At 71.4% G+C, this 20,119-nt stretch carries 18 protein-coding genes and 1 pseudogene; 7 read left to right on the top strand and 12 right to left on the bottom strand.

The genetic code is table 11. The features are described 5' to 3' along the window. Positions 1 to 253: 253 nt before the first annotated feature. Entirely contained in the window at positions 254 to 790 is a 537-nt protein-coding gene (locus ABZ873_RS30645) for a hypothetical protein (RefSeq protein WP_360878859.1), read from the bottom strand. A gap of 287 nt (positions 791 to 1,077) precedes the next feature. Here ABZ873_RS30645 and ABZ873_RS30640 point away from each other — a divergent pair. Together ABZ873_RS30640 and ABZ873_RS30635 are read left to right on the top strand one after the other, a co-directional pair. Continuing rightward, positions 1,078 to 1,609: pseudogene (locus ABZ873_RS30640) on the top strand (DEAD/DEAH box helicase family protein); the annotation flags it as partial. After that, positions 1,595 to 3,643 carry a Helicase associated domain protein gene (locus ABZ873_RS30635; RefSeq protein ID WP_360878865.1) on the top strand — a complete coding sequence of 683 codons (2,049 nt, stop codon included), beginning with the start codon at positions 1,595 to 1,597 and terminating at the stop codon, positions 3,641 to 3,643. The pseudogene ABZ873_RS30640 and the gene ABZ873_RS30635, both read left to right, overlap by 15 nt. A gap of 733 nt (positions 3,644 to 4,376) precedes the next feature. On the opposite strand, the gene ABZ873_RS30630 is transcribed toward ABZ873_RS30635, so the two are convergent. The 3 genes from ABZ873_RS30630 to ABZ873_RS30620 form a co-directional block, all read right to left on the bottom strand. Further along, complete coding sequence (locus tag ABZ873_RS30630) at positions 4,377 to 4,973, bottom strand: RNA polymerase sigma factor (RefSeq protein WP_360878857.1); 597 nt, start codon at positions 4,971 to 4,973, stop codon at positions 4,377 to 4,379. A 317-nt stretch (positions 4,974 to 5,290) separates the two neighbouring features. Further along, positions 5,291 to 5,959: a hypothetical protein gene (locus tag ABZ873_RS30625; RefSeq protein WP_360878854.1), complete on the bottom strand. Its 669-nt coding sequence runs from the start codon at positions 5,957 to 5,959 to the stop codon at positions 5,291 to 5,293. Between the two features lie 99 nt (positions 5,960 to 6,058). Continuing rightward, positions 6,059 to 8,644 (bottom strand): NACHT domain-containing protein, encoded by a 2,586-nt coding sequence (locus ABZ873_RS30620; protein WP_360878851.1) that lies wholly within the window; start codon positions 8,642 to 8,644, stop codon positions 6,059 to 6,061. A gap of 539 nt (positions 8,645 to 9,183) precedes the next feature. Here ABZ873_RS30620 and ABZ873_RS30615 point away from each other — a divergent pair. The 4 genes from ABZ873_RS30615 to ABZ873_RS30600 all read left to right on the top strand — a co-directional run bounded on the left by ABZ873_RS30615 (position 9,184) and on the right by ABZ873_RS30600 (position 12,184). After that, complete coding sequence (locus ABZ873_RS30615) at positions 9,184 to 9,450, top strand: hypothetical protein (protein ID WP_360878850.1); 267 nt, start codon at positions 9,184 to 9,186, stop codon at positions 9,448 to 9,450. A 759-nt stretch (positions 9,451 to 10,209) separates the two neighbouring features. Beyond that, on the top strand, positions 10,210 to 10,680 hold the full coding sequence (locus ABZ873_RS30610) for a TrkA C-terminal domain-containing protein (protein WP_360878848.1): 471 nt from the start codon (positions 10,210 to 10,212) through the stop codon (positions 10,678 to 10,680). 5 nt (positions 10,681 to 10,685) lie between these two features. Beyond that, positions 10,686 to 11,930 (top strand): cation:proton antiporter, encoded by a 1,245-nt coding sequence (locus ABZ873_RS30605; RefSeq protein WP_360878862.1) that lies wholly within the window; start codon positions 10,686 to 10,688, stop codon positions 11,928 to 11,930. Further along, positions 11,927 to 12,184 (top strand): hypothetical protein, encoded by a 258-nt coding sequence (locus ABZ873_RS30600; protein WP_360878846.1) that lies wholly within the window; start codon positions 11,927 to 11,929, stop codon positions 12,182 to 12,184. Before ABZ873_RS30605 ends, ABZ873_RS30600 begins: the two co-directional genes overlap by 4 nt. A gap of 674 nt (positions 12,185 to 12,858) precedes the next feature. Here the strand turns inward: ABZ873_RS30600 and ABZ873_RS30595 are convergent. From ABZ873_RS30595 to ABZ873_RS30575, 5 genes are all read right to left on the bottom strand, one after another. Beyond that, positions 12,859 to 13,377 carry a hypothetical protein gene (locus ABZ873_RS30595; RefSeq protein ID WP_360878845.1) on the bottom strand — a complete coding sequence of 173 codons (519 nt, stop codon included), beginning with the start codon at positions 13,375 to 13,377 and terminating at the stop codon, positions 12,859 to 12,861. Positions 13,378 to 13,415: 38 nt separating this feature from the next. Beyond that, positions 13,416 to 13,661, bottom strand: coding sequence for a hypothetical protein (locus ABZ873_RS30590; RefSeq protein WP_360878842.1), 246 nt, complete (start codon positions 13,659 to 13,661; stop codon positions 13,416 to 13,418). 41 nt (positions 13,662 to 13,702) lie between these two features. Then, positions 13,703 to 14,752 carry a hypothetical protein gene (locus ABZ873_RS30585; RefSeq protein WP_360878839.1) on the bottom strand — a complete coding sequence of 350 codons (1,050 nt, stop codon included), beginning with the start codon at positions 14,750 to 14,752 and terminating at the stop codon, positions 13,703 to 13,705. Beyond that, the gene (locus tag ABZ873_RS30580) at positions 14,749 to 14,925 is read right to left on the bottom strand and encodes a hypothetical protein (RefSeq protein ID WP_360878837.1); all 177 of its coding nucleotides are present in this window, start codon (positions 14,923 to 14,925) and stop codon (positions 14,749 to 14,751) included. Before ABZ873_RS30580 ends, ABZ873_RS30585 begins: the two co-directional genes overlap by 4 nt. Before the next feature lie 213 nt (positions 14,926 to 15,138). Next, entirely contained in the window at positions 15,139 to 15,459 is a 321-nt protein-coding gene (locus ABZ873_RS30575) for a hypothetical protein (protein WP_360878834.1), read from the bottom strand. Between the two features lie 148 nt (positions 15,460 to 15,607). On the opposite strand from ABZ873_RS30575, the gene ABZ873_RS30570 reads away from it, so the two are divergent. Further along, positions 15,608 to 16,603 (top strand): helix-turn-helix domain-containing protein, encoded by a 996-nt coding sequence (locus ABZ873_RS30570; protein WP_360878831.1) that lies wholly within the window; start codon positions 15,608 to 15,610, stop codon positions 16,601 to 16,603. Between the two features lie 32 nt (positions 16,604 to 16,635). Here ABZ873_RS30570 and ABZ873_RS30565 read toward each other — a convergent pair whose 3' ends face one another. From ABZ873_RS30565 to ABZ873_RS30555, 3 genes are all read right to left on the bottom strand, one after another. Then, complete coding sequence (locus ABZ873_RS30565; protein WP_360878829.1) at positions 16,636 to 17,220, bottom strand: TIGR00730 family Rossman fold protein; 585 nt, start codon at positions 17,218 to 17,220, stop codon at positions 16,636 to 16,638. A gap of 70 nt (positions 17,221 to 17,290) precedes the next feature. Then, entirely contained in the window at positions 17,291 to 18,592 is a 1,302-nt protein-coding gene (locus ABZ873_RS30560; protein ID WP_360878826.1) for a Zn-dependent hydrolase, read from the bottom strand. Between the two features lies 1 nt (position 18,593). Then, on the bottom strand, positions 18,594 to 20,119 hold a 1,526-nt coding region (locus tag ABZ873_RS30555; protein WP_360878824.1), incomplete at its 5' end, for a M13 family metallopeptidase.

Genomic DNA, 20,119 nt, shown 5'->3' with positions numbered 1-20,119 from the left:
CTGGAGCTCAAGGACCCCGACGGGCGGATCCTGATCACCCTGCGGGAGAAGCTGTTCGGCTTCCGCGACGCCATGACGCTGGAGCGGGACTCCGGGCAGGCTCCGCTGACGCTTCGCCAAATTCCCCCGGCTTACGCCGGGGCGGTGACGTTGACGCGTCACCAGATTCCGCCGCAAGCGGCGGAATCGACGGGCCTACGGCCCGTTGGGGTGTCCGCTGACGCTCCCACCCCTGGACCTTCCGGCTTCGCCTTCAGGTCTTGGGCCCGCTTGCGCGGGCTGCCTGCGGTGGCGGATGGTTGGGGAGGTTGTACGCGGCTCGAAGTGATGCCCACTCTTCGGCGGGGAAGGCGTGACACCAGTTCCGGCTGTATCCGTCCGTGCCGTGCTCCGACAGCAGCTCCTCCACCATGCGTATGAAGGCATTCACGAACTCGTGTGTGGAGACTCTCCCGGCCCACACGAGCTTCGCGTCTGTCCACCAGTCTGCTGGCTCCCACAGGCAGGGGTAGCTCACGACTTGTACAAAGACTTCTTCGCCGTCCTGGTTGAAGAAGACTCTCGTCCCGTTCGGCTCGTCGAACAGCGTCACGAAGGTCGCGCTGCATCCCAGCAGGAGATCGCGGACGCCAGTCATGAAGTCGCCCAGGGCCTGGGGCTGCATTGCGTACGAGGCGGCGACGCGCAGCTGCTCCTCTTCCACTGACCACAGCCAACTGGCCCAGCCGGCTCCGCCGAGTCTCCATCGCATGTGCTGCACCGATGGCTCGATCGACTCGTTCCCGGTCATGTCCGCCCCTCCTCATAATTCGCACCCTGTCGACCGGCGGTCGGCAGGGCAAGGTCCGGGGTCTCAGTTCCTCGGGACTGCGTCAGCCTAGCCGCGGTACAGTATTCTGTGTGCATCACACCCGATGTGATGTGTGTAGGTGTGTAGGATCCCGAGAACATAGTCACCCCCTCCCCCGGCGGGTCCGACCCTCCGCTTCGAGTTCCGTGGAGTGCCGAGTGCAGAAGTCCGGTGACATTGTGCTGCGTCCTCATCAGGAGGAGGCGGTGGAGGCCATTGTCCGGGGGCTGGATATCCCGCCGGGGAAGCGGATTCCGGAGGCGGGGCTTCGGGCTACGGTCGTGGCCGCGTGCGGAACCGGGAAGACGTTCATCGCCGCTGCGGCGGCACTCCGGCTGGCGCGACACGGGCGGGTCCTGGTGCTGCTGCCGACGCTCGATCTGCTGACGCAGACGGTGCGGGAGTGGCGGCTGGCCGGGCATACCGGGCCGGCTGTCGCGGTGTGTTCGCTGGAGGACGATCCGCAGCTGTGGCAGCCCGACGTCCGGACCACGACGTCGGCGCCCCAGCTCGGGCTGTGGCACGGGCGCGGGCCCGTCACGGTGTACGCGACGTACGCGTCGCTGCCGGTCATCGCCGAGGCTCATGAGGGCGCGTACGGGCTGCCGATGGATGTCTTCGACCTGGTGATTGTCGACGAGGCGCACCGTACGTCGGGGTCGGCGGGGAAGGCGTGGGCGAACGTCCACCGCCAGGAGGTGATCCCGGCGATGCGCCGGCTCTACATGACCGCCAAGGGTCTGGATGGAGCGGGCGCCGCGGTCCCGGGCGCAGGAACGGGAGCAGGAGGAGGCCCGCCGGCTCGCCGTGGAGGAAGAACGTCGGGAGCGTGAGGAGGCCGAGGCGGAGGGGCGGGTGTGGGTGGCGCGGCCGCGGTGGGACCGGCTGCCGAAGGGTCTCGCGTGCTCGATGGACGATACGGCGGTATTCGGGCCTGTTGTTTATGAGCTGTCGCTTGCTTCGGCTATTTCCCGGGGGCTTTTGGCGAAGTATCAGATCGTGGTGGCGGAACTCACCGACCCCGTCGTTACTCCGCAGCGGCTGAACAGCGAAGAGCGGTACGAGGAGCAACTGCGGGGGCAACGGCTCGCGGCGACCCAGACCGCACTGCTGGAGACCATGGCCGAGCACGGGCTCCAGACCACCATCACGTTCCACCACCGAACCGTGGAAGCGGATGCCTTCGCCGCGGGGCTGGAACGGGTCGCCGCGCGGCTGCACGCCGTCGACCCCGAGCGGCATCCCGAGCGGGTGTGGGCCGGCTGGCTGTGCGGGGAACACGAAGGCTCCCACCGGCAGGCGGTACTCGCGGACTTCGGGCGCAGGGCCGGGCGGGCCGTGCTCTCGAACTGCCGGGTCCTGGGCGAAGGCGTTGATATCCGGGCGACGGACAGCGTGGCTCTGATCGATCCGAAGGGGTCGGCAGTCGATATCGTCCAGGCGATCGGACGGGCATTGCGGCAAAAACCCGGTGAAGGAAAGATGGCCACCCTGATCGTGCCCGTGTTCCTGCGGGAGGGTGAAAAGCCGGAGGACATGCTTTCGTCGAATTCATACCGCCCGCTGGTGCGGGTTTTGGCGGGATTGCGGGCGCATGACGAAAAGGCTGTGGAAATTCTGGCTATTCCTCAGGCAAATCAGAAAAGGATCGTGGACCCGTCCCGGCCGGTCGGCCGGGTGCCGGAGGAGGGTGAGGAGGAGTCGCGGCTGCTGCTCCGCTTCGCAACCCCGCGGGACCCGGCGCTCATCGCGAAGTGGATCAGCTACCAGGTGATCAGCACCGAGCGGCAGGACTGGCGTCGGGGAGCCGAGGCCGCGCACCGGTACCAGCAGCGCGAAGGGGACCTGGAGGTGCCGTACGAGCACGTCGAGACCGCGGGGGCGTTCCCGCTCGGCCGGTGGCTGTCCGACCAGCGGCGCGCCTACCGGGCCGGGACCATGACCGGCGAGCGCGCGGCCGAGCTGGAGGGGCTGGGGGTCGTGTGGAACACCGCCGACGCCGCCTTCGCAGCCAACCTCGGCGCGGCACGCGCCTACTACGAGCTCCACGGAACCCTCGCGGCGCCAAGGGGCGCAGCAATCATGGACGTGGCGATCGGGCAGTGGCTCACGAACGTGCGCCGGCCCGGCGGGCTCGGCAAAGACCCCGTACGCGCCGCACGGCGGGCCGCGGCGCTGGCCGCGATCGACCCCGACTGGAACCCCGCCGCGCTGGGATGGACCGTGGACTGGCAACGCCACTACACCTACCTCACCCAGCTCCTCACCGACGGCGCCCACCTCACCGCGATCGTGCCCGGGGTCACCCGACACGGAGAAGACATCGGACGATGGCTCGCCACCCAACGCAGAAACTGGGACCGGCTCAACACCGAACAACAGACCCGACTCGCCATGCTCGGCATAAGGCCCCAGAAAGCCCCACCGGCCCGCAAAGCCACACCGAAGACGACCACGGCGACCGGACCACGGACAGGCGGAGACACCTTCCACAAAGGCATCCAAGCCCTCCAGATGGCATGGTCCGTGCTCTGCGGGCGGCACGGTCGCTACGCGTCGGCTGTGACGGCGCTGCGGTGTGGTTCTGTGGCGACGACGAGTACTCCTTCTTCTCCGCTGGCCGGCATGGATGCTCGGCGGATGAGGTCTTCCCATTCCTTGGGCCACAGGGTCGCAGCGTCCCAGCGGACGCCTGCGAGTGGGATGTGGTGGAGGTTGGCCTGGCTGAGATCTTCGCCGACGAAATCATTGCTTGCCCTCTCCACGGCAGCCACGGCGATGCGGAGAGCCTGAGCCTTTCCGTGTGCCTGTTCAAGGTCATCGACGAGGTCTTGTGCGACGGTGTCCGCCCCCAGCAGGAAGTCTGCTTCGGGGTCGGCCGCGTGGAGGAGGGCTGCGAGCTCGCCTCCGAGCAGTTGCTGGGCGTTGTGCAGGTCGTGCAGGAGGGGACCGCTCTGGGATTCGAGGAGTAGTTCGACCTCGGTGATGTAGTCGGCGCCGGTCTGGTCCGGTCGGCGGCGGTCCTGAGGGGCGGGGAGGTCGATCTGGGCGAGCTGCCGCTCCAGCTCCGCGGTGAAGCGGGAGATCTCGGGCAGGAGTTCGTCGACTTCCAGGAGGCGGGTGAGCGATTCGACGATCGAGAGCGCTCCGCGGATCGTCATGGTCAGATCGATGGGCCAGTAGATACCAGCGAGTTGCAGCGCTTCCCGTCGGTACTTCAATCGTACGGAGGCGAGGCGGCCGGCGAGCGGTCCGTGCGGCGGGAGCAGCGCCGCCGAGGGGGGGTGCTGTGCATCGGCCTCGGTCGTTCCGCGGCTCAGGCGCTCCGCCACTGCGGTGCCGACATCCTGATGCGCTGACCAGAGCAAGCGCGCGAGGGCCGCGTCGGGGTCCCGGAGCTCAGGAGCGCCTCCCTGCGCGGCCAACCGGTCGCTGACCGCCCTGCCGACGTCGCGGTGCGCTGAGACCAGCATGGATTCCAGGGTGCCGGTGTGTGTGCCGGCGCTGCTCCTGATCGCATCGCCGCTCATGATTTTCCCCCAGGTGTGTCGCCCTGGTACGCGCTGTGGAGCTGAAGTTCCGCCTTCAGCGCCGCCCGTGCGCGTGACAGGTTCTGGCGCACGGCCGCCTGAGTGGTGCCCATGGCCCGTGCGCTCTCTTCGGTGGTGAAGCCGTCCAGGTTCCATGCCAGGGCGGCGCGTTGCTTGGAGGGCAGTTTGAGGAGGTGTGCCATCACCTTCCGGGCTTCCTCACCGACCTCGGCTGCCTGTGCCGGCGTGTGCCAGCGCAGGCTTGGCTCGGGTTCGGGGAGTTCCGCGCATGCGTCTTCCGGCCGGATCTTCTGAGTGACCCAGGACCGCCAGGCGACGGTACGCAGCCATGCCTTGGGGCGGCTGATGGTCAGGCCTGGCGTGCACATTTTCGTGAACGCATCCTGCGCGGCGTCCTGGGCTTCCTGCCAGGACGCTCCGGCGAAGAGCAGGAAGCGGACGAGCGCGGGGTACTGCTCGTGGTGCAGCGCCTCTGCCAGCTCGCGGCCCGGTAGCGCCACGGCTGATGCTTCCGACGTCCGCACGTCGGGAGTCTCTGCGACGAGCAGTTCAGGGCTGGCGGCATCCTCCATCACACCCACCTCCGATCCCGTGGGGCTCGGGAGCGAACCGGAGACGGCGGTTTCCGGCGGACTCGTGGATCGCTCCCCGCGGCGCCGCATACCGGACTCTCGCGGTGATCCCCTCGTCTGCGATGCGCGCGAGTTCCACCTGTGCTTTCGACCAGCGATGTGCGATCTTCACTGCGCCACTCACCAAGCTGACGAGAACGGTCACCGCCGCTCCTGCCATAACCGGATCCACCCTGCTTCCCTTCGCGTTGCCGTTGCCGTGAGCTACGTGCGGAGCGACAGAGCGTGGAATCGGGAGAGTTGTGACATTGCGCAGGTCAGCGAGATGGGGATCCGGGGCCATTGGCTCCTCCCGCCGACCCCGCTGTGCTTGTCCTGTACGACGGGTCGACGTTTCGGTCCGTCCGCCAGGTGGCTTCGATGTGGTCCATGTGGGCTGTCAGGTCTCGGTTGTCGACGCAGGTGCGCAGCCAGTCGATGTCGGTGGGGCGCAGGTGCTGCAAGCCGTCGGTGTCCAGTGTCAGCAGGAGGTGTTCGGCGTGTTCGGTCAGCCAGTCGGAGGCGGCGAGGTCGCGTGCGAGGCGGAGCAGTCCGATCACTAAGGGAGGTGGTTGCCGGTCGGCGGGTATCTGCTTGAGGAAGGTCATGGCGGTGTCGAGGGTTGTCTGGGCGTCGCCGCGGTGTGCGCCGTGCCACAGGTGGGTGGTCTGGGCTTCGGCAAGGAGGTTCCGCAGTCGTAACTCGGCCGATCCGTCGTTGTGGAGGGCCGGTGCTTGGAGTCGGAAGCGCCGTGTGATCAGGCGGAGTTGGTCGTGTGGGATGTCGCGGCGTGCGGCGAGCCGTGTCAGGGCTTCGGTGAGGGTCAGCCAGGTGCGGGCGCTGACGCCTCCTGATCGGGTGATGTGAGGTGATGTCAGTCCTTCTATGAGGGCGATGGCGGTCTGCGGCGGGAGGTCGGTGGCGTTGTCCCGCAGGTGGCGCGCCACGATGTCGGCGGCGGATGAGCGATCGCCGCCTTGGAGGGCCTTCAGCAGGGGGAGCAGGTCGGTGTAGTGCTCTGGCTGTGCGGCGTGGGCGGGCGGGAGTCACATCAGGTTGATGAGGGCGTGGGCGGCGGAGGTGCTGCGGTGGTCGGGGTGGGTGCGGTGGATGTTGAAGGCGTTCGGGAGGTGGTGAAGGAGGGGTGCTGTGGCGTGCAGGAGGCGCTGGAGGTCGGGTTCCCAGGTGAAGGCTGCCTCTGCGTGCAGTCGGGCCGCAAGCGGTTGTTCCTCTGTGCTGTGCACCGTGCCCGGTGTCTCGGCGGGGGTGGTGAGGTTCAGGGCCCATGCGGGGTCGAGGGGGGCCGGCGTGCCGGGGGGCCGGATGCTGAGGTCCCTGTCGGCCGGCTCGGTGGGGCGGTGGATGCTGAGGGCCGAGACGAGGGCGCTCCAGGAACTGTCGCTGAGTTGCGAGCGCCACAGGTGGGTGTGTCGGCGCCATAGGTCCAGGGGGGTGTCCCCACCGAGGAGCTGCGACATGCGGAGGCGGTTGTCGGCTTGGGCGGCCAGGAGCAGCAGGTTGGCGGTGTAGAGCGCTTCCTGCTGGGGGCCGTGGGGAGCGGTTGGCCGGTACGGGAGATCTGTCCGGTGGGGTGTGCCGTGTCGGACTGTGCGGATCATGCGTCCGAGCAGGTGGACGAGTTGGCTGCGGTGTTCGGGTGGGAGTGGGGCGAGCAGTTCTCGTATGTTGTCGAGGGCTTCGATGCGGTCGCTGAGGGGGACGTGGGAGAGGTAGGCGTACAGCCGTCCGTCGTCGGTGGTTCCGGCGATGAGGAGGTGGTGGAGTTCGTCGGTGATGAGGTGGGCGAGAAGGTATTCGCCGAAGGTGGCGTGGAGGAATTCGTAGGAGCGTAGTTCTGTACCGGTGTGGAGTGCCTGGGCTTCGTGGATGAAGAAGAAGCGGCCGAAGAGCAGGGGTGTGGGCTGGAGGTCTTGGGGGCCCTGTAGTTGGGTGAGGTCGTCGTGGGCCTCTTGGGCGGTGAGGCTCTGCTTGCGCCGGTTGAACATGCCGATCGCGATGACGGACAGGCGCTGGAGTTCGCGCTCGACCTGGTGGGCTTCGCTGTGGGCCGGCTGCATGGCCTGGTGTTTGGCGACTTGCCGGCGGACGAATTCGGCGAGGAGGCGTTCGTAGAGGCTCAGTCGGTCGACGCCCTTGCCTTGGTGGTGGAAGAGGGCGTTCTCGGCTCCGTCGTACAGGGCGAGCATCAGGAGCAGCAGGGGCTGGCGGGCGAGGCTGCGGTGCGGTCGCATCACGTCCGGGCTGAGCGGGTGGAGGCCGCGGATGTGGAAGTAGCTGCGGTTGGTGGCGTTCCATGTCGTGAGCCATTGGTCGATGCGGTCGTCGTCGAACGGCTCCAGGCGGAGGACGGTGGTTCCTTGGGGGATTCCGGTCTGGTCGGCGACGACGGTGCGGCTGGTGACGAGGGCGATGGTGGGGCGGCCCTGGTCGTGCTCGCGCTGCTGGAATTCCTGGAGGCGGTGCAAGTAGTCGAAGTGCGGCTCTCTGTGTGCGGAATCCGAGGCGGCTTGCAGCAGTTCGTCGAATCCGTCGATCAGGATGACGCGTACGACGCCGCTGTTGGCGTCTGCGACATCGGCCCAGGGTGTGTGTCGGCCGGTGGACCGGAGCAGGGCTTCTTCGAGTTGCTGCTGGATGTGCAGGTCTGCGGGCAGGTGGCGCAGTTCCACTCGGTGGCAGAAGAACTCCGAGGCCGGCAGCCGTGCGGCGATCAGCTTGGTGAGCAGTGACTTGCCGCTGCCGGGGTGTCCCAGGATGAGCAGGGGGTGGTGTGTCGCGTGTTCGGCGAGCAGGTAGGCGGCGAGGAATTCTGCGAGGTCTTCGCGCAGCGGCTGTTCGCCCCACCATTCGTCGTGGGACAGGGTATGCCCGGACGTCTGGTCGGCGATTCGGAAGGCGGGATCGATGTAGCCGGCTTCGAGGAGGGGTACGCGGGGCCCGCTGTGTTCACTTGCGGCAATGGGGGCGCGTAGTTGTCGTCTGTGGTGGTCGGCAGCGATTCCGGTGGGGGCGAACTGGTGGAACAGCTGCGCGAGCGCGGTGAGTGAAGTCTTTGTGGGTCTGGTGGCTGGGGAGGTATCGGTGATCTCGGGCGGGTCTTCGGTATGGGAGGTCAGCCGGAGTTCGGGGCAGTCCCAGATCACGCGGTCGAGCAGTATTTCGTAGCGGCGCCATGCCGTGCGGGCCAGGTCTTCCGGTTTTGTGCCATGCGTGTTTCCCTCGGCGTGTACCAGGTCGGCCGCGTAGGAGTAGGCGGGCTCGATGTCCGTGCGCACGCGGGAAGGGAAGCCGGCGCGGGTCGATCCGAGAGTGACGCGTTCGAGGTCGATGACAATGTCGGTGGCGAGGTTTCCCTGGTGGGGCCGGATTTCGGATGCGTAGGCGATGCCGGACTCGGCGACGGCCTCGCAGAACGCCGTCACGAGGATGACCAGGTCCGCGGCACACAGCAGTGCGGTTCGGGTGGTGCCGTGGCTGGCTCGGACCCGGTCGGGGAACCCCTCGAAGACTTCGTGCAGGTCCCTGCCGGTGCCTCCGCTCAGCCTCAGGGGCGTCAGGAGTTCTGCGGCCAGCCCTTTGAGAGCCTTGCGGCCGCCGGCAAGCACTTCCACGGCGCTCGTGAAGTCATGGGCGACGGCTTCGGCCCGCGGGGCGGGGCGCGTGGGGGGACGCGGTGGCGATGTGGCTCTCTTCTCCGCGTTGGCTTCGACCTCGGCAAGTCGGATACGCCACCACCCGGGGTCGAAAGTCAGGCCAGGGGGCGGCTGCGGACCGGTCTTGGAACGGCAGTGTTCGACCACGGCGAGCACTTCGTCCCATGCCGGGGGTGTGGAGCGCTTCGCGTTGAGGAGCGCGGAGACCGCTGGCTCACTGCGGTTCAGGGCTCTGGCGAGTTGACTCTGCGGGATCCCGCAGCCGCGGACCAGACGCTGGAGCAGCCTGCAGAAGTCCGTGATCGACCCGGATGACTCCCCCACCCCGCATGCCCCCTGCCCTTCCGCGTTCTTTCGCGTGATCTCCCGCAGCGTAGAGCCTGAGCTGCGCCGATTGCCCGGCTCTTTCGGACTCTTCCCACGCGCTCTCTCGGGGGGCCTCGGGCCGCAATGATTCCTGCAGTTCGCGACCCCGCCCGTCGGCTGGAGGAGAATCCGTGTCCTGGCTCAACGCGCACCTGCCCGTCCTTCTGCTGTCCCTGGCTTTCCTGTGTACGTTCGTCGGCGTGGTGCTGCCCGCTGTCTGGTCCTCGCAGCCGGAGCGGCGGTACGCCGCGTCCACCGTGCTCGCGCAGTTGGTCGGCGTCCTGGGAGTGGTTGCCGCCGCCCCTGCGGAACCGACCGGGCAGGGCCGGCTTTCGTCCCCGGCCCCGCCCCCGCCGCCGTCATCGGAGCAGGGTGCCTCTGAGGGCGGCGCGTCGTAGGGGTTGGGGCCACCCCGGTGGGGCCGGTCAGTCCGTCGACGTAGCACTGGTTCCGGCGGGGCGGGCCCAGCGGGGCGTGTCGAAGGACTTGCCCAGCGTTGGCGAACGGTGTCGGGAACAGGCCGTCGGGCGGGGCCCGGCAGGGTGGGGTGGTCGGCCGCTCTTGCCGGACGGTCCCTGCGAGTCGGGTGCGTACGGGACCGGAAGGTCTGGGTAGCAGGAGGACGTCTCAGCGGGCCGGGTATGCAGGCAGCCCGGGCGGTCGGAGGGCACTGCGGCGGGCCGGGGCGCGGCGGCCCGGGGGCGGGAGGGGCCATGCCGCGGACCGGGTGTGCAAGGGACCGGGGCGGAAGGCGCTTCGCCGTGGGGCGGATGCGCAGGCACCCAGGGGCAGGAAGGGCCTTGCGGCGGGCCGGGGTGCGGCGATCGGGAGAAGGAGTGTCGCGGTGGGTTTGGGTGGGGGCGGCCAGGGAGTTCGGTTGGGCGGGGTGTGTTGGGGGCTTTTCGGACAGAGCCGTGGGGGGCAGCGGGGCGGTCGCAGAGGGGTTGAGGTGCGGGTGGAAAGGGGGCTCTGGGGATTTTTGCGGGTTCGGGTGGGGGGTGTCCATCCGTGGTGGCACCCATATTTCGGAGAGCGGAAAAGTGGCACGATGGGGCCGCCGAGCAGCGGTTTTGTCCTGTCCTGGATCGGGTGGCCCGTCGCGTCGGCGTGATGTAGGGGAACGAGTTACGAGGGGGACAGCTGTGCCTGCTCCACGGATGAGCACCACGCCACTGCCCGGCATCGGGGTCCAGTACGACCTCACCACCCGCGAACACCGGCATCTGTCCGTGGTGGCGCACCATGACGGGTCGCGGACGGTGAACCTGTACCGGGCCGCCGAGCCCGGTGCCTGTGCGCAGTCGTTGCGGCTGGCGGCGGTGGAGGCGGCTTCGCTGGTCGATGCGCTGCTGCCGGCGCATCACAGTCCGGGGCTGCTGCACACCACCGATCTGGGGCTGGTGGCGGAGCGGATCGAGCTGTCGGGGCGTTCGCTGTGGAACGGGCGGGTGCTGGGTGAGACGCGGATGCGGACCGAGACGGGGGTGTCGGTGGTGGCGGTGCTGCGGCGGGCCGAGGCCCGGCCGTCGCCGGCGCCGGACTTCCGGCTGGCGGGCGGGGACACGCTGATCGTGATCGGGACCCGTGAGGGTGTCGACGCGGCCGCGGCGATACTGGGACGGGAGTGACGCCTGTGCATTCCGCGCTCTTCCTGATCGAGTTCGGCGCGATCATCCTGGGCCTGGGGCTGCTGGGCCGGGTCGCCGGGCGGCTGAAGTTCTCCCCCATCCCTCTGTATCTGCTGGCCGGGCTCGCCTTCGGCACCGGCGGGATCCTTCCGCTGCCCGCCAGTGAGGAGTTCGTGGCGATCGGCGCGGAGATCGGCGTCATCCTGCTGCTGCTGATGCTGGGGCTGGAGTACACGGCCAGTGACCTGGTCTCCAACCTGAGGACGCAGTACCCGGCGGGGCTGGTCGACTTCGGCCTGAACGCCGTGCCGGGGGCGGTGGCCGCGCTGCTGATGGGCTGGGGGCCGGTGGCGGCGGTGGTCCTGGCGGGGGTCACCTGGATCTCCTCCTCCGGGGTCATCGCGAAGGTCATGGGTGACCTGGGGCGGGTCGGCAACCGCGAGACGCCGGTGATCCTGTCGATCCTGGTCCTGGAGGACCTGGCGATGGCGGTGTACCTGCCGATCATCACCGCGCTGCTGGCCGGGGTCAGTCTCGCCGCCGGCAGTGCGACGCTGGCGATCGCGCTCGGGGTCGCCGGGGCGGTGCTGTTCGTCGCGGTCCGCTACGGACGCCACATCTCGCGGTTCGTCTCCAGTGACGACCCGGAGAAGCTGCTGCTGGTGGTGCTGGGGCTGACGCTGCTGGTGGCGGGGATCGCCCAGCAGCTCCAGGTGTCGGCGGCGGTGGGGGCGTTCCTCGTCGGGATCGCGCTGTCGGGTGAGGTCGCGGAGGGGACGCATACGCTGCTGAGCCCGCTGCGGGATCTGTTCGCGGCGGTGTTCTTCGTCTTCTTCGGGCTGCACACGGATCCGGCGAGCATCCCGCCGGTGCTGCTGCCCGCGCTGGCCCTGGCACTCGTCACCGCCGGTACGAAGATCGCCACCGGGTACTGGGCCGCGAAGCGGGCCGGGGTCGGGGTCAAGGGGCGCTGGCGGGCGGGCGGCACGCTCGTGGCGCGCGGGGAGTTCTCCATCGTCATCGCCGGGCTGGCGGTCGCGGCGGGCATCGAGCCGGCGATGGGGCCGCTGGCGACCGCGTACGTGCTGATCCTCGTGGTGATCGGGCCGCTCACGGCCCGCTACACCGAGCCGGTGGCCGCGTGGGCGGGCCGTCGGCGCAAGCCGGCGCGGCCGGTGCTGGCGGCGGTGCCGTCGCAGCCGGGGTCGCCGGAGGAGGTCAAGGCGCAGGATCCGGCCGGCCGGGCGTGAGCGAGGAGACCTGGGCGGCGGTCACCGGACGGGAGACCGTGCTGCTGCTCGCCGCCCTGGCGGTCTACCTCGGCGGCGCGGTGGGCTTCGCCCACCGGCTGCCCCGCCTGCTGTCCCGCCACCCGGGCTGGCGCCGCGACACCGCCCGCGACCCGCTCGCCGCCGCGATCACCCTCACCCTGCTGATCGCCTGCTGGCCGGCGACGGGGGTGTACCTGGCCTGTACGAACCGCCTTGGCGGCAGGGGCCGTTGACGCGGGGCGGGCGGGTGGCCTGCGGGTGCGCGGCGCTGCGGGTGCGCGGCGCTGCGGATCCGGCCGGGCGTGAACCGCTGCTGCGGGCGCAGCCAGCTGAGCAGCGCGGCCGGGCAGGTCTGTGCGCGCGGCGCGGCGTACTCGGCCTACGCGAATCGCAGCCGGGGCAGAGGCCGTTGACCCGGGGTGGCCGGGCGGGCTGCGCGCGCCCGCCGGCGGTGTGCGGTCTACGGCAATCACGGCTGGGACGAGTCCAGTTGAGCGGCGCGGTTGGGCAATCTGTGCGCGGGGCGGGGCGCAACCGGCCTACGTGAATCGCAGTGCGGCAAAAGCCATTGAGCTCAGCGGCAGCCGGGTGGTCTGCGCGCGCGGCGCCGCGGATCCGGTCCACGGGAACCACGGGCGCGGCACAGCCAGTTGAGCAGCGCGGCCGGGCAGGTCTGCGCGCGCCGCAGCCGCGGATCCGGTCCACGGGAACCACGGGCGCGGGACAGCCAATTGAGCAGCGCGACCGAGCAGTCCGCGCGCGCGGCGCTGCGGATCCGGTCTACGGGAACCGCGCGGTTGCTGCACAGCCAGTTGAGTGGTGCGGTCGGGTGGTCTGTGGGCGCTGCGTGTCCGGCCTGTGTGGGCCACGGCCGCCGGTAGACGGGGCGGGGGGGGGCCGGGTCTGGTTATTTTCGGCGGATGCGCAGGAAGCGGGGGCGGCGTGAGGGGGGTGGTGGGGGTGGTTCGTGCTGGGTGGCGGGGTGGGGGGACCAGGTGGTGTCGCGTGCGTGGTCGGCCGGGATGTCCATGGTGCGGACGAGGCGGGCGAGGGCGGCCTCGGTGTCGGTGTGGCGGCGGTCGAGCCAGATGGTGACGCCGGTGTCCGGGAGGTCGGGGAACTGGCTCAGTACGAGGAAGTAGCCGCCGAGGCGGAAGGAGGCGGCGTCCACCCGGCCCCGGTCCTCCCAGCTCTGCTCCACCTCCAGCACGAGCCGTGCGGCGTACGCCTTCAACGGGGGTGGCAGGACACCGATCGGCCGGTGGATCAGCGCTATGGAGTCCCATATCCCGTACTGCTGGGTGGGGTTGGGGTTCAGCTGGTATTCGGGGGCGGGCCGCCAGTCGGGCTCGGGGCCGGGGACCGTGACCGGCTCCCATGCCAGGCTCTGCTGTCCGGTGTCCCCCGTCGGGGTGTTCCCGCTCATTCATGGCCTCCCCCGGCCTGGTCCGGGCCGGGGGAACATCATCGTAGGTGGAGGGTGGGGGTGTTGAAGGAGACGCCTACGCGGCACGGGATGTGGGAGGCGGGGGTGGCGAGGAGGGTGCGGGCGTGTTCGGGGTCGAGGGTGACTTCGAGGTGGTCGCATTCCTGGGGGCGGTCGGCGGGGCCGACCAGGAGGTGGAGGGCGAGGGCGCCGTCCGGGTCGCGGGTGGTGGTGACCAGCGCGTCCATGATGCCGGAGATGGGCCGGGGGGTGTGGGGCTCCATGGTGGCTCCTGGGGTGATGGGTTGACGGGGTGCTGGGGGTGTCAGGCGGTGAGGGTGGCCGGGTCCTCGCCGGCGGCGAGTTCGTCCGCGAGCTGGGTCCACAGCCGGGCGTAGCCCTGGGCGAGCTGGGCCATGGGCTGTTTGCAGTGGGCGGGCAGGACGGCGGCGATCTGCCCGCGGTCCTGGGTCATGGCGGTGCAGGCGCTGAGCAGGCGCAGGACGTTGCGGCCGGATTCGCTCAGGCGCAGGGAGGGGTCGCGGCGCAGTGCGTCGAAGATGCGCAGCAGTCGTTCGGGCGGTGGTGGTGCGGGGGTGGTGGTGCGTGGGGGCAGGGGCAGCTGGAGGGGCGGTGGGGGCGGCGGGTCCTGCGGCGCGGTCGCGGTCGCGGGGGCGGTGTGGCCGGGTACGGGGTGTTCGCCGCGGCGGAGGCGGTCGCGTACGTCGGCGACGGTGGCGGGGGCCAGTCCCGCCTCGGCGGCGATCCGGCGCAGGGAGGCGCCGGGGTGGGCGCGCAGGAGTTCGCCGGCGTGTTCGCGTGCGGCGTGGGAGCTGACGGGGCGGACGCGTCCGTCGCGGCCGATGCGGCGCAGGGCGGTCGCGCCGGTGGCGGTGTCCTTGCGGAGGCGGCCGATGCGGCGGGCGGAGAGGCCGGTGAGGGCGGCGACGGCGCGGTCGGACCACTGGGGGTGGAGGGTGAGGATCCGTGCGGCGGCGGCGGTCCGGTCGGCGGGGGTGAGGGGGTGGCCGTGGGCGGTGTTGGCGGCGACGGCCAGGAGGCGGGCTTCGTCCTGGGGGCCGTCGAAGTAGCGGACGGCGATGGTGGTGCGGCCCCGGGCCGCGGCGGCGCGCAGGCGGTGGATGCCGTCGACGACGGTCATGGTGGGGCGGTGGACGAGGATGGGCGGGAGTTCGGTGTCGGTCTCGGCGAGGGTGCGTACCCAGTCGGGGTCCTCGCCGTCCACGCGGGGTGAGTAGCCGACGGCGATCTCGTCGAGGGGGACGTGGGCGACGGGGAGGGTGTGGAGGTGGCGGTCGCGGAGGCCGATCAGCCGGTCCGCGGTGTCGGCGGTGGGCGGGGCCACGGTGGTCACTGCCAGCCGAGGTCGTCGTGGCTGGGGCGCTGGTCGGGCGCGGCGGTGGTGGGCGGGGTGGTGGTGGAGGCGGGGGTGTCGGCGTGGGCGGTGCCCGCGGTGAGGGTGGCCAGAGCCAGGGCCGCGGCCACGGCGGCGGCGCGGAGGGGGGTGCGGGGGGTCTTCGGCGACATGGTGTTGTCCTGCCCTTCGGACGGCCGGGTCTGGTGGTGTCCTTGAGTCTGCTCACCGCCGTGAGCGGGGGGAAAGGGGGCCTGGGGCGGGCAAACCGGCCTTGGCATACTCAGTCCAGCCCGGCCCCGGACGGCCCCCGGCCCGGCCCCGGAACGCCTCCAGCCCGTCCCCTACCCGCCCCAAGGGAAGGCATAGGTCCGGTCAACGGATCGTCAAAGGGGCTGTTCCGGTGGTGTGTTCGGCAGAGCGTGGGGCAGGAGCGGGACCTCGGCACGCAGCAGGGTCCAGCCGGCCAGGGGCGCTGTGTCCGCCTGCGCGCGCTGCCACAGGCGTACGGCCGCCGCTTCGGCTTCGGTGAGTGAGGCGGCCCGCAGGTAGACCCCGACGACCGGGTGGTCCTCGGGGTCGGGGTGCACACTGATGTGGAGGAGGTTTCGACGGTCCTCGGCGTGTGCGGTGAGGTCCGCGGCGGTGGTCCGCGGGAGCCGGCCGCCGTCCGGCGGGGCCGACAGGTGGATGTGTACGAGGTACATCGGGCGGGGCGGATCCTTCGGTTCGGGGTGGCTGTGCCCGGGGACGGCGTTTCGGACACGTTGGCCGACGCCGTATTGTCCAGGGGCCGACCGGCCCGTATGTTCGGCGAAATCACGCATCTCTTCTCCCGACCTGGAGTGGTGCTCGATGCTCGACCTGCTCGGACTCGACACGGCGGCCGAATCCGTCTACCGGGGAATCCTGGACGGGCCGCAGGACGTGGCGGAGCTGTCCGCCCGGCTCGGTCTGCCGGAGGAGGAGGTCTGCGGTGCGCTGGACCGGCTGAGCGAGATGGCTCTGGTGCGGCCGTCGACGGAGGATTCCGGGCGGATGCACGCGGTGAGCCCGCAGGTGGGCATGGAGATCCTGCTGGCGCGTCAGCAGGCGGAGCTGGCCCATCAGCAGCAGCGGCTGGAGGCGGGGCGGGCCGCGGCGGCGCAGCTGATCCTGGAGTACGACGGGCGGGGTGAGGGGTCGGCCCATGCGGGGGTGCGGTTCTTCGAGGGCATCGACTGCATCCGTGACCATCTGGCGGTGCTGCGCAGTCAGGTGGCGGAAGAGCTGCTGACGTTCGCGCCGGGCGGTCCGCAGACCCTGGCCAATATGAATGCCTCCCGTCCGCTGAACCAGCAGCTGCTGGAGCGGGGGGTGCAGATGCGGACGGTGTATCTGGATTCGATCCGCAGCTGCCCGGACACCATGGAGTACGCGCACTGGCTGTCGGAGCGGGGCTGTCAGGTGCGGACGATGCCGTCGCTGCCGAACCGGCTGATCATCTACGACCGCCGGGCGGCGGTGATCGCCGCTGACGCGGGCAATACGGCGGCCGGGGCGGTGGAGCTGACCTCGCAGGGGATGGTGGCCACCTTGCATGTGCTGTTCGAGAGTGTGTGGGAGTCGGCGGAGCCGCTGGAGGCGTGCGGCCGTCCGGCGCCGGGGGCGCTGAACCGGCAGCAGGCGGAGGCGCTGCGGCTGCTCGCGCAGGGGCATACCGATGAGGCGATCGGGACCCGGCTGGGGGTGTCGCCGCGCACGGCGCGGCGGATCGCCTCCGGTCTGATGGACGCGCTGGACGCCGCCAGCCGTTTCCAGGCCGGTGTGCATGCCGTGCAGCGCGGCTATCTGCCCGCCGGTCCCGACTGAGCGGGCGGCCGGGCCGGCCGGCGGGCCTGTTCTCACACCGGGGCCAGGACGGCCGCTCCCGGTGCGGCCAGCAGGTCCAGGGCGTCTTCGGTGGTCTCGGCGCTGCGGACGGCGCCGCGTTCGCGGGCGGTGAGGAAGCCTTCGCCGACGAGGTGGTCGAGCATGGCGAGCATGGGGTCGTAGAAGCCGCGGTGGTTGACGACCACGAGGGGTTTGGTCATCAGGGAGAGCTGGTTCCAGGTGGCGACCTCCATGAGTTCGTCCAGGGTGCCGATGCCGCCGGGCAGGACGGCGAAGCCGGTGGAGAGCCGGTACATGAGGGCTTTGCGCTGGTGCATGGAGGCGACGACGAAGATCTCGCCGCGGGCCCGGTCGGCGCGTTCGCGGTCGTGGAGGGTGCGGGGCAGGACGCCGGTGACGGTGCCGCCGCCGGCCAGGACGCCGTCGGCGACGGCTCCCATCACGCCCACTCCCCCGGCGCCGTAGACGAGGTCGCGGCCGCGGCGGGCGAGGGCGTAGCCGAAGTCGTGGGCGAGGGCGACGTGGTCGGGGCGGGTTCCGGGGCGGGCGCCGCAGAACACGGCGATTCGTTCGCTGCTGGTCAGTGGCGTCGTCATGGGTCCTGGCTCCTCGGTCCGGTTCGCGGGCGGGCGGCCCCGGGGTGGGTGGGCCGCAGGGGGTACGGGTTTACAGGACGGTGCCGTCGGCGACGTCCAGGGCGGTGCGCAGCAGGACGCGGGCGCCGGCGACGAGGTCCTCGGGGCGGCTGTCCTCCTCGGGGACGTGGCTGATGCCGCCGAGGCTGGGGACGAAGATCATGCCGATGGGGGCGAGGTCGGCGACGACCTGGGCGTCGTGGCCGGCTCCGCTGGGCAGGGCCTCGTGGGTGAGGTCCAGGGCGTCGGCGGCGTGTGCGACGGCGGCGCGCAGCCGCAGGTCGGCGCGGACGGGGTCGGAGCGGGTCTCGGCGGTCACCTCGATGCGGGTGCCGGTGGCCGTCTCGACGGTGCGGAGCATGCGGCGCAGGGCCTGTTCGGCGCCGGTGAGGCGCCAGATGTCGGTGTCGCGGAGGTCGACGGTCAGGCGGACGGCGCCGGCGATGGTGTTGGGGGTGTTGGGGTGGGCGTCGAGGCGGCCGACGGTGGCGACCCGGCACAGGCGGCGTTCGGCGGCCAGGTGCTCGGTGGCCAGGACGACGCGGGCGGCGGCGGTGAGGGCGTCGTGGCGGCCGGTCATGGGGCTGGTGCCGCAGTGGCCGGCGCTGCCGCGGATGTCGAGGGTGAGGACGGTGCGGCCGGTGATGGCCTCGACGACGCCGATGCGGCTGCCGCTGCGTTCCAGTACGGGGCCCTGCTCGATGTGGAGTTCGAGGTAGGCGGCGATGGAGCCGGCGGGCCAGCAGACGCTGCCGAGGGCGTCGAGGTCGCCGCCGGCCAGGCGCAGGGCTTCGCGCAGGGGCCGCTGGTGGTGGTCGGCGGGTTCGCGGGGCAGTGCGGCCAGGCGTCCGGCGACGGCCATGGATCCCCAGAACGGCTGGGGGAAGAGGGCGCCTTCCTCGTTGGCGAAGGCGACGGCCACCGGCTCGCAGGCGGTGTCGCGGCCGGAGTCGGTGAGGGTCTGGAGGACTTCGAGGGCGGCCAGGACGCCGTAGGCGCCGTCGAGGCGGCCGCCGTTGACGACGGTGTCGAGGTGGGAGCCCATCATGAGCACCTGCCGCTCGGCGCTGTCGGGGGTGTCGGAGCCGGGCGGGCGGGCGCGGATGACGATGTTGCCGGCGGCGTCGACGGCGGGGGTCAGGCCGGCGGTGCGGGCCTGGTCCATGAGGTAGGCGCGGCCGGCGCGGTCGGCGGCGGAGAAGCCTTCGCGGGTGATGCCTCCGGTGGCCGGGTCGGCGCCGATGCGGGCGAGTTCGGCGATGCGGCGCAGCAGCCGGCCGGGGTCGATGTCGAGGGTGCGCTGTCCGCCCCGTTCGAGTACCTGGTCGCTCATCTCACGTGCTCCTGGGCGTCAGCAGTGTGAACCGGTCGGCGGGCCGGATGTACAGGTGGTCGTCCTGGCCGACGGCGAAGGCTTCGTAGAAGCCGGGGATGTGGCCGAGGACTCCGTTGCAGCGGAATCGTGGGGGTGCGTGGGTGTCGTTGCGCAGGCGTTCGCGGGTGCGTTCGGGGGTGCGTTTGCCGCGCCACAGGGTGGCCCACAGGACGAAGAAGCGGCGCAGTGCGCGCAGGCGGGCGGGGCCGGTGACGGCGTGGGCGGCGAGGTGGGCGTCGAAGGCGGCCTGGGCGATGGTCAGGCCGGTGATGTCGGCGATGTTCTCGTCGAGGGTGCGGGTGCCGTCGACGTGGGGGCTGTCGGGGCCGTCGGGGGTGTAGTGGTCGTACTGGGTGACCAGGGCGGCGGTGCGGCGGTGGAAGGCGGCGTGGTCGGGGCCGGTGCGCCAGGCGCGGACGAGGGCGTGGGCCATCTCGTGGCAGATGATCGCGCCGAGGAGGGCGTGGTCGCGGGCGGGGTCGGCTCCGGCGGTGAAGACCGGGGGGCGCAGGAGTCCGGCGGGGACGACGACCTGGTGGGTGCCGTGGCGGTAGTAGGCGGTGACGGCCTGCGGCAGGACGCGCCATTCGGCGGGGTCGGGCGGGGTGGTGAGGCGGCCGAGCTGGTGGGCGAGGTGGCGGGCGCGGCCGCGGCGGACGTTGCCGATCAGGTCGGCGGGGTCGGTGGCCAGCGGGGCGGGGGTGGGGGCGCCGGGGGCGGGGGCGGGGCCGCCGAGGTCGATGCGCAGGCCGGCCAGCAGGGTGAGGTCCGCGGTGCGGCCGGCGGGGCTGTGCCAGTCGGCGGCGGCCAGGCGGTCGTGGAAGGCGGTGGTGAGCCGGCCGGCCAGGGCGGTGGCGGCCCGGAGGGTGTGCGGGTCGAGGTGGGTGCGCAGGTAGCGGGCGCCGACGAGGTCGCCGGCGGCGGTCTGGACGAAGGCGGTGGCGCGCAGGCGGCGGGGCCAGGGGCGGCGGACTCCGGTGAGGTCGCGCCAGTAGAAGCTGAAGTGCTCGCTGAACATCCGGCGGGGGCCGAAGGGGGCCATCTCGTGGATGTAGCGCCAGGCCAGCCAGAGGCGGAGGGATTCCAGCGGGGTGGTGGACCACCAGTGTTCGAGGGCGGGGAGGTAGCCGGCGGGCCGGATGCGCAGCCGGGTGGCGGCGGGTACGGGGCCCAGGGCGTGCAGCCAGGCGGCCCAGGGGAATCCGTGGTCGCGTGCGGCGAGTTCCCCGGCGGTCCCGGGCGGTACGGCGGCGTCCGGGACGGCGGGGGCGGGGCCCGGGACGGCGGGGGCGGCGGCGTATCGGGCAGCAGGTGCGGCGGCGTCCGAGGCGGCAGGCGCGGCGGTGTCCGGGGCGGCAGGGCCCGTGCCGTCCGGGGCGGCGGGCGCGGCGGCGTCCGGGGCGGCGGGGCCCAGGGCAGCAGGTGCGGCGGCGTCCCGGGCGGCGGCGGGCGCGGCGTCCCAGGCAGCAGGTGCGGCGGCGTCCG

Source organism: Streptomyces sp. NPDC047014 (assembly GCF_040644195.1).
Taxonomy (GTDB): Bacteria; Actinomycetota; Actinomycetes; order Streptomycetales; family Streptomycetaceae; genus Streptomyces.
The sequence above is the reverse complement of the archived record's forward strand: the minus strand, read 5'-3'. Positions and strand labels throughout refer to the sequence as shown.

Excerpts from the sequence above, each read along its gene's own strand:
- ABZ873_RS30645 (WP_360878859.1), bottom strand. The coding sequence starts at position 790 with ATGACCGGGAACGAGTCGATCGAGCCATCGGTGCAGCACATGCGATGG.
- ABZ873_RS30635 (WP_360878865.1), top strand. The coding sequence starts at position 1,595 with ATGGAGCGGGCGCCGCGGTCCCGGGCGCAGGAACGGGAGCAGGAGGAG.
- ABZ873_RS30595 (WP_360878845.1), bottom strand. The coding sequence starts at position 13,377 with ATGAGCGGGAACACCCCGACGGGGGACACCGGACAGCAGAGCCTGGCA.
- ABZ873_RS30565 (WP_360878829.1), bottom strand. The coding sequence starts at position 17,220 with ATGACGACGCCACTGACCAGCAGCGAACGAATCGCCGTGTTCTGCGGC.
- ABZ873_RS30575 (WP_360878834.1), bottom strand. The coding sequence starts at position 15,459 with ATGTACCTCGTACACATCCACCTGTCGGCCCCGCCGGACGGCGGCCGG.
- ABZ873_RS30610 (WP_360878848.1), top strand. The coding sequence starts at position 10,210 with ATGAGCACCACGCCACTGCCCGGCATCGGGGTCCAGTACGACCTCACC.
- ABZ873_RS30570 (WP_360878831.1), top strand. The coding sequence starts at position 15,608 with ATGCTCGACCTGCTCGGACTCGACACGGCGGCCGAATCCGTCTACCGG.
- ABZ873_RS30560 (WP_360878826.1), bottom strand. The coding sequence starts at position 18,592 with ATGAGCGACCAGGTACTCGAACGGGGCGGACAGCGCACCCTCGACATC.
- ABZ873_RS30580 (WP_360878837.1), bottom strand. The coding sequence starts at position 14,925 with ATGTCGCCGAAGACCCCCCGCACCCCCCTCCGCGCCGCCGCCGTGGCC.
- ABZ873_RS30590 (WP_360878842.1), bottom strand. The coding sequence starts at position 13,661 with ATGGAGCCCCACACCCCCCGGCCCATCTCCGGCATCATGGACGCGCTG.
- ABZ873_RS30630 (WP_360878857.1), bottom strand. The coding sequence starts at position 4,973 with ATGGAGGATGCCGCCAGCCCTGAACTGCTCGTCGCAGAGACTCCCGAC.